Below are 9,983 nucleotides of genomic sequence, written 5' to 3'. Positions count from 1 at the left end.
GTCGCGCCGCCGCGCCGCCGCGGCCGTATCGGCGCCCGTGCGGTGGTGCCGGCCGTCGCTGCCGTGGCGCTGCTGTCGGCCGGGTGCGGTTCGGACGGCGAGAACGACAAGGCGTCGATCGGGGAGCGCGGGAAGGCCAAACCGAGCGCGAGCGCCCCGGCCGCCCGGCCGGCGAGCGTCGAGAAGCTGGGCAAGGCCATGGGCTGTAAGCCGGAGATCACCACGGACGTCGACGACTACCGTCAGGGGGTCTGCCATCTCGGCAAGAAGAACTACGTCTTCCTCAGCTTTGTGGCCGCCAAGGGGCAGCGGGACTGGCTGGACTACGCGCAGATGTACGGCGGGAGTTTTCTGGTCGGCAACCGCTGGGTCGTCTCGGCGGAGTCCATGGGCTCCCTGAAGGCCGCCCGGGACAAGCTCGGCGGCGCCATCGAGAAGTCCACCGCGTACAAGTCCTCCCCGTCCGCCTCGAACCCGCCCCCCTCGGGCTGAGGTGACGGCCCGTCTCGCACCCCCTCTCCGCCCCTTCTCTGTCCCCTTTATATGGGGCCCGATACAAGCGGGTCCCATGGCGGCCCTATATAGGGGACAGAGGGCGGGCTGAAGGAGGGCGAGAGGCGTCCCTCCCCGTACCTCCCGTGCGCCCGCGCCACCCCTTGACAGCCCCGCCGGATACTGGGTTACTTGATCGCGTCGCGCGGTTAGACCGAATGTTCGGTCGGTCCATGAGGTGGTGCCAGACATGACGGTGTCGACGCATACGACGGGCGGCGGGCGCCGACTGGGATCACCACCGCCGGCCGAACTCCTCGACGCCGCCGAACGGATGGGGCCGGAAGAGCTGCGCGAGACCCAGCTCGCCCGGCTGCGGGCCACCCTCAGGCGGGTCCGCGACCACGTCGAGCCGTACCGGGCGAAGTTCCGCGCGGCCGGCGTCGAGCCCGAGGACTGCCGCACGCTGGCGGACCTGGCCCGCTTCCCCCTCACCACCAAGGCCGATCTGCGCGACACCTACCCCTTCGGCCTGCTCGCCGTGGACCGCTCACAGCTGCGCCGCGTCCACGCCTCCAGCGGCACCACCGGCCGCCCCACCGTCGTCGGCTACACCGCGAACGACCTGTCCATGTGGGCCGAGGTGGTCGCCCGCTCGCTGCGCGCGGCCGGCGGGCGCCCCGGCCAGATGGTGCATGTCTCCTACGGCTACGGCCTGTTCACCGGCGGCCTCGGCGCCCACTACGGCGCCGAGCGGCTGGGCTGCGCCGTCGTCCCCGCCTCCGGCGGCATGACCGCCCGCCAGGTGCGGATCATCGAGGACTTCAGGCCCGAGATCATCATGGTCACCCCCTCCTACATGCTCACCCTCCTCGACGAGTTCGAGCGCCAGGGCATCGACCCGCGCACCACCTCCCTCAAGGTCGGCGTCTTCGGCGCCGAGCCGTGGACCGAGGAGATGCGCCGGGAGATCGAGGAGCGCGCGGACCTCCATGCTGTGGACATCTACGGGCTGTCCGAGGTGATCGGCCCCGGGGTGGCCCAGGAGTGCGTGGAGACCAAGGACGGGCTGCATGTGTGGGAGGACCACTTCTACCCCGAGATCGTGGACCCGCTCACCGACGAGCCGGTGGCCGACGGCGAGGAGGGCGAGCTGGTGCTGACCTCCCTGACCAAGGAGGCCATGCCCGTCATCCGCTACCGCACCCGCGATCTGACCCGGCTGCTGCCCGGCACGGCCCGGCCCGCGTTCCGCCGCATCCAGAAGATCACCGGCCGTTGCGACGACATGATCATTGTGCGCGGGGTGAACCTCTTCCCCAGCCAGATCGAGGAGATCGTGCTGCGCACCCCGGGCGTCGCCCCGCACTTCCAGCTGGTGCTGACCCGGCGCGGCCGGATGGACCAGCTGACCGTACAGGCCGAGGCGCGCCCCGGCGCCACGCCCGAGGCGCGCGCGTCCGCCGAGCGGGCCATCGCCCAGGCGGTCAAGGAGGGGGCGGGCCTGACCGTCGAGGTGGTGGTGGTGGAGCCGGAGTCGCTGGAGCGCTCCGTCGGGAAGCTCCGCCGGGTCAAGGACCTGCGCTGAGGGCCCAGCGCGGTGGCGGCCCATCGGGTCAGCGCAGCTCGCCGCGGAGCGGCACGGTGAAGGGGTCGGCGGAGCGCGAGCGGGTCACATACTGCGGGACCGGGGCGGCGTCGGTGCCGGTGTCCCGCACCAGCCCGTAGCGGATCGCCGCGTCCCCGGGAGGCTGCTGGACATCCTGGAGGATCTTCGCCCGGTCCACGGCGGAGACCGTGAGGTTGTAGTCGGCCCAGTCCTCGTTGAGATGGAGGGTCACGCTGCCGTCGAGGTAGTAGTACTCGTTCTGCCACATCTGCTGGGCACCGTCCGGCAGGGTGTCGAACCCCGTGGCGGCGCTGCCCATCCAGGTGTGCGGCCGGTCCGTGGCCCCGGGCATCTGGTCGTCCATGCGGCGGCCCCCGCCGGAGGCCACATGGAACAGCCGCCCGCTCAGCCCGGTCCAGCTGGGCATCCGCAGCCGGCCGGACCGCTCGGCGGGCACCAGCTGCCAGCGGACCAGGACATACCCCTGCCCGGTCAGCGTCACATACTGGGCGTTGTTGACCATCACATATCTGCCGGGGCCCGGCTGTTCATAGCTGCCAGTGCCAGTGATCGCACGCCCCTCCGGCCGCTTCGGCAGCGGACCGGGGCGGGCGGTGACCGCCGGGGCCGCGTCGGCCCTGTCGACCACCGTGCCGTACAGCCGGCGCGGAACGGCCGAGGCGGAGGCCGACCGCGAGGACTTGGGCTTGCGCGACGGCGGCCGGGAGACCGCCTCGCCCACCTCCCCGGTCGGCGCCGCCGCCGACGCCTCGGGTACGACGGGTGCGGAGGACGCCGCGGCGGACGGCGGACGCCCCGGGTTCGGCGCGGAGTCGGGCCCGGCCTGGACGTACAGGGCGGTGGCGGCGACCGCCAGACCGCCCGCCGCGGCCACCGCCACCACCGGCTTCGCCGTGGTCTGCGCCAAGAGCTGAGCCAGTTTGCCCCCAGCGGTCTTCGACGCCGCCGTGCCCGCTGCCGTGCCCGCTGCCGTGGCCGCCGCCGCTGACGTCCCCGAGGCGAACTGCCCCAGCGCGTACGCGGCCAGCCCCGCCGGAAGCGGCACCAGGGCCATACCTACCAACAGCCCCTCGGCGGGCACCAGATCGGCCGCGGCGAAGCCGCAGCGCGGACACTGCCCGATATGGCGGGCCAGGCGCTTGCGCCACAGCGCGGACGGTGTGCCGTGCCACGGCTTCACCAGCGCCGACAGCTCCGGGCAGCGCGGCGACGCGCGCAGCGCCCGCACCACACCCCGGGCGGTGTCCAGCCGGCTCTTGACCCGCTGGACCCGCACCGCGGCGTGTTTCGGGGCGAGTTCACAGGCCGCCGCGAGCTCGGCGCGGGTCAGTTCGCCCGCGGCCTCCAGCCACCACAGCGACAGCACCTCCCGCTCGTCCCGCTCCAGCCAGCGGGTCGCCTCCACGACCTCCCGCCGCTGCCCCGACAGCCCGAGCCGCAACACCGTCAGCTCGGCGAAGTCCGCACCGGGATCGGCCACCTCGACGGCCTCCTCCAACTGCCCGGCCCGCGCCCCCGCCCGCCCCTCGCGCCAGCGCTGACGCACCTGGTTCAGGGCTATCGCCACCAGCCAGGACCGGAACCGCTCCGGGTCGGCCAGTCCCGCCAGCCCCGTCACCGCCCGCAGCATCGTCTCCTGCACGACGTCATCGACGTCCGCGTGGCCGTCCAGGGCCCGGCCCACCACGTTGTAGACCAGCGGCAGGTACTCCTCCAGCAGCTCCGCAAGCGCTCGCTGGTCCCCGGCCCGCGCCGCCGCGACGACCGCGGCGTCCGACTGCTCCTCTGTGCGCACGCGCCACCTCGCTCTCTCCCGATCAGGGCCCTATTACGGCCGATCACCCCGGTCATGTCGGGGCGCCCCCACAGGAGACGGAGCCGCGCGGTCTGGATAACACAAATCCCGGGAAGCTTCCCGCGCCCCGGAACCCCGCCGAACTCCGGGCCGACTACCTGCTCACCGGCATCTCACCGGAGAACCCGACCTGGGAGGGATTCATGGCAGGTATGGACATCGCCGCGGCCGGCGGGGCGTCCGGGCGGCCGATACGGGTGGCGGTGCTGCTGTACGACGGCTTCACGGCGCTGGACGCCGTCGGCCCGTACGAGGTGCTGTGCCGCGTCCCCCACGTCTCGGTGACCACGGTGGCCAAGCGGGCCGGGCGGGTGCGCACGGACACCGGGGAGCTGGCGCTGGTGGCCGAGCGGTCGCTCGACGAGCTGCCCCGGGCGGAGGTCGTGCTGGTGCCGGGCGGAGGTGAGCGCGGCACCACGGCCTCGATGGGCGACGAGGTGATCCTCGACTGGCTGCGCCGTATGCACGAGAAGACGGTGTGGACCACCTCGGTGTGCACCGGGTCGCTGATCCTGGGCGCCGCCGGACTGCTCCGCGGCCTGCCCGCCACCACGTTCTGGGCCGCCCGCCCCTCGCTGGCCGACGTCGGCGCCATCGACACACCGGGGCGGTTCATCGAGACGGGGAAGATCATCACCGCCGCGGGGGTCTCCGCCGGGATCGACATGGGGCTGCACCTCGCCGCACGGCTGGCCGACGAGAACACCGCCAAGGCCATGCAGCTGGCCGTCGAGTACGACCCCGCCCCGCCGTACGACACCGGCAGCCCCGACAAAGCCGGCCCCGAGCTCCAGCGGCTGGCCCTGAAGCTGCTGGCGGACGCCGCGACGTGACGTCTGGCCTGTGCTGACCTGCGGTGATGTGCGGTGATGCGGGCGGGCGCGCTCAGCGGCCCCGGGGCAGCGGCTGCTCCGTCCAGATCACCTTGCCGTGCTCGGTGTAGCGGGTGCCCCAGCGCCGGGCGAGCTGGGCGACCAGGAACAGGCCGCGGCCGCCCTCGTCGGTGGTGCGGGCCCGGCGCAGCCGCGGGGAGGTGCTGCTGCCGTCCGCCATCTCGCAGATGAGCGCGCGCTCGCGCAGCAAGCGCAGCTGCAGCGGTTCGCGGCCGTACCGGATGGCGTTGGTGACCAGCTCGCTGACGATCAGCTCGGTGGTGAACGCCGGCTCGTCGAGGCCCCACTCGGTCAGCCGCGCGATGACCTCCTGGCGCGCCCGGGACACCTCGGCCGGGTCCGCGGGCAGATCCCAGACGGCGACCTGGTCCTCGCCCAGCGCCCGGGTACGGGCCACGAGCAGCACCACATCGTCCACCGGACGCTCCGGGAACAGCGACTCCAGCGCGGCGCAGGTCTGCTCCGGCGTACGGCCCGGGCGGGCCAGCGCCGCGCGCAGCCGCTCGAAGCCGACCCCCGGGTCGTGGCCGTCGCCGGTGAGCAGGCCGTCGGTGTAGAGCACCAGCAGACTGCCCTCGGGGACCTCGAAGTCGGCGGTCTCGAACGGCAGGCCGCCCACGCCGAGCGGCGGCCCCGGGGGCACGTCGGGAAACTCCACGGTGCCGTCGGGCAGCACCAGGGCGGGCGGCGGGTGTCCGGCCCGGGCGGCGGTGCAGCGGCGGTTCACCGGGTCGTAGACGGCGTACAGACAGCCGGAGCCGACGATGCCCGGCTTGCTCTCGCCGCCCGGCTCGGGCCCGCTCGGGTACGTGTCCGTACCGTCCGCCGGTTCGGTGCCCATGGCGTCGATGCCCGCCGCGTCCGGGTCGATACGGCAGACCAGGTCGTCGAGTTGGCTGAGCACTTCGTCGACCGCCAGGTCCAGCGCGGAGAAGTTGTGGACGGCGGTGCACAACCGCGCCATGGTCGCCGTCGCATGCAGTCCGTGTCCGACCACGTCGCCGACCGCCAGGGCCACCCGGGCGCCGGACAGCGGGATCACATCGAACCAGTCGCCCCCGACCCCGGTCGTCGCGGGCCGATAGCGGTGGGCGGCCTCCACGGCGTGCCCCGCGGGCAGCCCGCGGGGCAGGAGGCTGCGCTGGAGCGCCAGCGCGGTCGTGTGCTCGCGGGTGAAGCGCCGAGCGTTGTCGATGCATACGGCGGCGCGGTTGACCAGGTCCTCGGCCAGGGACAGATCGTCCTCCTCGAAGGGCTGCTTCAGCGCGGAGCGGTAGAACGCGGCCACGCCCAGGACCACGCCCCGGGCCCGCATCGGCACCGCGATCAGCGAATGGATCCCCGCGCGCAGCGCCTGTCCGCCGCGGGCCGGATCGTTGGCCAGCCAGCCGTACGCCTCGTTCAGATACGGCTCGAGTACGGGTTCGCCGGTGGCGAGCGCGCGGGCGTGCGGTGTGGAGGCGGCGTAGCGGACCGACTCGCCCACCGCGTACAGATGGGACCCCGTGCGCACCCCCGCCATCGCCACCCGCAGCAGCGGGCCGCCGGTCCCCATCGGCTCCTCGCCGCGCAGCACGCAGTCCGGCAGGTCCACGGCCACATAGTCGGCGAACCGCGGCACGGCCACCTCGGTCAGCTCCTCGGCGGTGCGCGTGACGTCCAAGGTGGTGCCGACCGTCACGCCCGCCTCGCACAGCAGCCCCAGCCGCTCCCGGGCCAGCAGCGCCAGGCGGCTGACGCCGGGCTCCCCGACGGCGAGCGGCCCGCCGCGCGCCCACGCTTCGGAGGAAGGTACGGGGCCGGGGTGGCCCGACGCGGCGGGCGGGTACGCGGGAAGCGCGAGGTTTCTCAGGGCGAGCAGGGACGTCGGGCCTCCGCCCGCGAGGACGGGCGGCTCGGGGGAGCCCGTACGGTCCTCGGCGGCACAGCGGCAGCGCTCACCGCCGGGCAGCACGGCCTCGACGATGAAGCCGATCACGCCGGTGGGGCCGTGGGCCTCATGGCACCAGAGCGTGACACTGCGCCCCTCGGGGAGCCGCGCCTCCACGACACAGGCGCGTCCGCCGGCGATGAGCTGTACGGCCAGCTCCTGGAGGACCAGCCGATCCCGCCGGTCGAGGGCGTCGGGGGCGTCGGGGGCCTCCCGGGCGCCGCCGACGGCGAATGAGGCGAGCAGGGCCCGCTCGCGGGCGGTGATGCGGTCGAGCAGCCGCTGCTCGACATCGACCGCCGCCTGGTGGACCAGGCCCAGCATCGAGGCATCGGCGTGGCGGTGGTCGCAGGTCAGGTCGAGTGCGCCGAGCACGCGCCCGCTCAAGGGGTCGCGGATGGGGGCGGCCGCGCAGGCGAACTGTCGCATGATGTCGGCGAAGTGCTCCCGGCCGCATACGAAGGCGGGCTGCCGGGCCGCGAGCGCGGTGCCCATGCCGTTGGTGCCGGTGAGCTCTTCGGAGAAGCCGAAGCCGGGGGCGAGGTTCAGGGAGTCGAGGAAGCGGTTGAGCGAGTGTTCGCCGACCCGGCGCTCCAGCACTCGGGCGTCCTGGTCGCACAGGACCGCGCTCACCCGGATACCGGAGACCTGGGACTCGAGCCGGTCCAGCACCGGCCGGGCGGCCTCGGTCAGGCTGCCGCCGAGGTCCAGCTCCGTGTGGTACAGCACGTCCACGTGGTCGGCGGCGATGCCCAGCGACCGGCAGCGCTGCCAGGAGCTGAGGATCGGCGGACGTACGGCGCGGCTGACGAGCCTGCCCGCCAGAAAGCGGTCGTGGGCATCGGTGAGGACGGCGGTGTCGTCCCAGCTGACCGGCACTTCATCACTTCCCCGAGGAAGGCTCCCTCTTTCGGGATTCAAGTTTCACCCCAAATGGGGGCATATGCCAGCGGAAGGGGTGAAGGGGGGTGACGGACAGTATCGGTGCTGGTGAAACCGCGTCCTGGTGCGAGGGGTGACCCTCCGCGCCCGACGGACCGGGGCCCGGACGGCGCCGGTCCGTCGGGCGGAGCGTCCGAACAGGGGCCCTCAGGCCGCCTGCGCGACGGTCCGGCGGCCGGTGGACGGGGGCGCCATGATGCCGCCGCGGCGCAGGACCGCGTAGCCGACGCCGATGCCCACGGCCACCGGCCACTCGATCGCGTCCGCGGCGCCCAGCAGGCCCAGGCCCACGTACAGCGGCAGACCGCCCTTGGCGGGCAGCCAGCGGCGGGCCACCGCCACCGGCAGCAGCGCCGCGTCCATCAGGCCGCCCGCCATGCTCCCCATCGTGGGGCGCCCCACGGTGGGGACGGTGACGGTGAAGGACCGCTTGCCGCCGCCGGCCATGGCCTTGACCGGCTTACCGGCCTTTGCCACGGCCTTGGTGCTCTTCGTGGCCGTACCGGCCGTGGCTTTCGTGGCCGTGGCCTTTGCGGCGGTGCTCTTCGCGGCGGTGCTCTTCGTGGCCGTGCTCTTCGCGGCGGCCGCCGTCTTCTGCCGGGCCGTCGTCTTCTGTCGGGCCGCTGTCTTCGTCTTGTCCGAGGCCCCGCGCTTGCGGGTGGTGGTGGGAGTACTCACAGATCTCACGTCCACACATGGTTGACGTTGCGGTAATTCCTCACTTTTCAGGGTAATCGGGATTCATCTTCTGCCGAACAGGGCGCCTTCCGCCGAACAGGGCGCTGAGTGGGGGCGGCTGCCGGGCGACGTACAGGGAGGCCGCGCCGATGTCCCAGGCACCACGGTCAGAACGGTCGAAACAGCCGGAGCAGTCGCGGCGCTCGGGACCGCGCATCCCGGCGCCCCCGCTGCTGGGACCCCTCGCCGGCGGAGTGGCCGCCGGTGTGCGCGGCGCGGCCGGGCTGGTCGGACGGCTGGCCAGGCTGCCACAGCGCGGAGTGTGGTCCCACCCCGGGCGCTGCTATATCGAGGTCAGAGGGGTACATGGCATCGGGGGCGAGCGGGTCGGCCGCCGCGTGGAGACGGCGCTCGAAACACACCCAGGTGTCCGGTGGGCGCGGGTCAACGCGCCCACCGAACGCGTCGTGGTGTCACTCGTCTCCCCACCGCCGCGCGAATCCGAACTGGTCGCCCTGGTCGAACAGGCCGAAGCCCTCGGAGCCGCCGTCCTGGCCGAGGAGTTCGACGAATGGCGCCCGGAACCGCACCACCCCTCCGAAGGTGCCAACACCCCCGAATCCCTCTCCGCGCTGGCCGCGGACACCGTGGGCCTCACCCTGTCCACCGCGCTGCGCCTGGCCCCCTGGCTCAAACTGCCCACCGAGGTGGGTGCGCTGGCCGCCCTGCTCCAGCACCATCCGCGGGTCCGCCGGCTGGCCGCGGCGATCGGCGGCGCGGAGCGGGCCGACTCGGCCCTGACCGCGCTCAGCGCGCTGGCCCAGGGCGTGGCCACACACGGCGAAGGGATCGCCCTGGAGACGGTCGAGCGCATCGCCCAGTGGCGGGAAGCCGACGCGGAGAGCGAGGCATGGGAGGTGGCCGAACCGCATCTGGTGCACGGACCGCGGGACGTGGCCGCCGAGCCGATCATCGTCGAGCGGCCCGGACCGCCCCCCAGGGACGCCACCGCGCACTACGCGGAGCGGTCCATGCGCGCCGGGGCCGTCGCCGGCGCCCTCGCCGTGCCGTTCGCGGGCCCCCGCCGCGGGCTCGCCGTGGCGCTGGCCGCCCTGCCCAAGGCGCCGGGGGCCGGCCGGGAGGGGTTCGCGACCAGCCTGGGCCGCTTTCTCGCGCTGCGCGGCGTGGTGGCCATGGACCGCGGAGCGCTACGGCGGCTGGGCCAGGTCGACACCGTGCTGCTGGACGAGGAGGCGCTGCGCAGCGACCGGTACGAGCCCATCGACATCGAGGTGCTCGACGGGGCCGAGGCCCCGCTGATCGCCGAACGGCTCTTCGAACTTTTCGACCCCGACGGCCCCCTGGAGGTCCGCCGCAACGGCCAGGGCTGGGCACTGGGGCCCTTGGACCGGCTCGATCTGACGGGCCGTACGGGAAGCGATGTCGGCCGTACGGGCAGCCAGGCCGCCTCCCGGCTGCGCCGCAAGGGCAGCGAGCGCGTCCTCGGCCTGGCCAAGGGCCGCCGGCTGCGGGCCGTGGTGGGGCTGGCCGTGCAGACCGCCC

General features: G+C 73.7%; 6 protein-coding genes and 1 pseudogene. 4 read left to right on the top strand and 3 right to left on the bottom strand.

Translation table 11 applies throughout. From position 1 onward, the window contains the following. Positions 1 to 492 (top strand): hypothetical protein (locus ACWDSL_RS49260; RefSeq protein WP_450495777.1); only part of this gene is annotated, 492 nt, incomplete at its 5' end. 250 nt (positions 493 to 742) lie between these two features. Further along, positions 743 to 2,080, top strand: a complete 1,338-nt coding sequence (paaK, locus tag ACWDSL_RS49255) for a phenylacetate--CoA ligase PaaK (RefSeq protein ID WP_450495775.1) — start codon at positions 743 to 745, stop codon at positions 2,078 to 2,080. Between the two features lie 28 nt (positions 2,081 to 2,108). On the opposite strand, the gene ACWDSL_RS49250 is transcribed toward paaK, so the two are convergent. Continuing rightward, positions 2,109 to 3,917, bottom strand: a complete 1,809-nt coding sequence (locus ACWDSL_RS49250; RefSeq protein WP_450495773.1) for an RNA polymerase sigma factor — start codon at positions 3,915 to 3,917, stop codon at positions 2,109 to 2,111. Positions 3,918 to 4,120: 203 nt separating this feature from the next. Between ACWDSL_RS49250 and ACWDSL_RS49245 the strand changes: the two genes are divergently transcribed. Next, entirely contained in the window at positions 4,121 to 4,810 is a 690-nt protein-coding gene (locus ACWDSL_RS49245; protein ID WP_450495771.1) for a DJ-1/PfpI family protein, read from the top strand. Positions 4,811 to 4,862: 52 nt separating this feature from the next. Here ACWDSL_RS49245 and ACWDSL_RS49240 read toward each other — a convergent pair whose 3' ends face one another. Beyond that, positions 4,863 to 7,679 carry a SpoIIE family protein phosphatase gene (locus ACWDSL_RS49240; RefSeq protein WP_450495769.1) on the bottom strand — a complete coding sequence of 939 codons (2,817 nt, stop codon included), beginning with the start codon at positions 7,677 to 7,679 and terminating at the stop codon, positions 4,863 to 4,865. A 210-nt stretch (positions 7,680 to 7,889) separates the two neighbouring features. Then, positions 7,890 to 8,420, bottom strand: coding sequence for a hypothetical protein (locus tag ACWDSL_RS49235; protein ID WP_450495767.1), 531 nt, complete (start codon positions 8,418 to 8,420; stop codon positions 7,890 to 7,892). Positions 8,421 to 8,569: 149 nt separating this feature from the next. Here ACWDSL_RS49235 and ACWDSL_RS49230 point away from each other — a divergent pair. Next, positions 8,570 to 9,983 (top strand): annotated as a pseudogene (locus ACWDSL_RS49230) (haloacid dehalogenase); the annotation flags it as partial.

The sequence above is a fragment of the Streptomyces sp. NPDC000941 genome (assembly GCF_053599555.1).
Note: the sequence above shows the minus strand (reverse complement) of the source record. Positions and strands in the feature narration are given on the sequence as shown.

Coding starts and splice junctions, on each gene's coding strand:
- paaK (WP_450495775.1), top strand. CDS start 743: ATGACGGTGTCGACGCATACGACGGGCGGCGGGCGCCGACTGGGATCA.
- ACWDSL_RS49245 (WP_450495771.1), top strand. CDS start 4,121: ATGGCAGGTATGGACATCGCCGCGGCCGGCGGGGCGTCCGGGCGGCCG.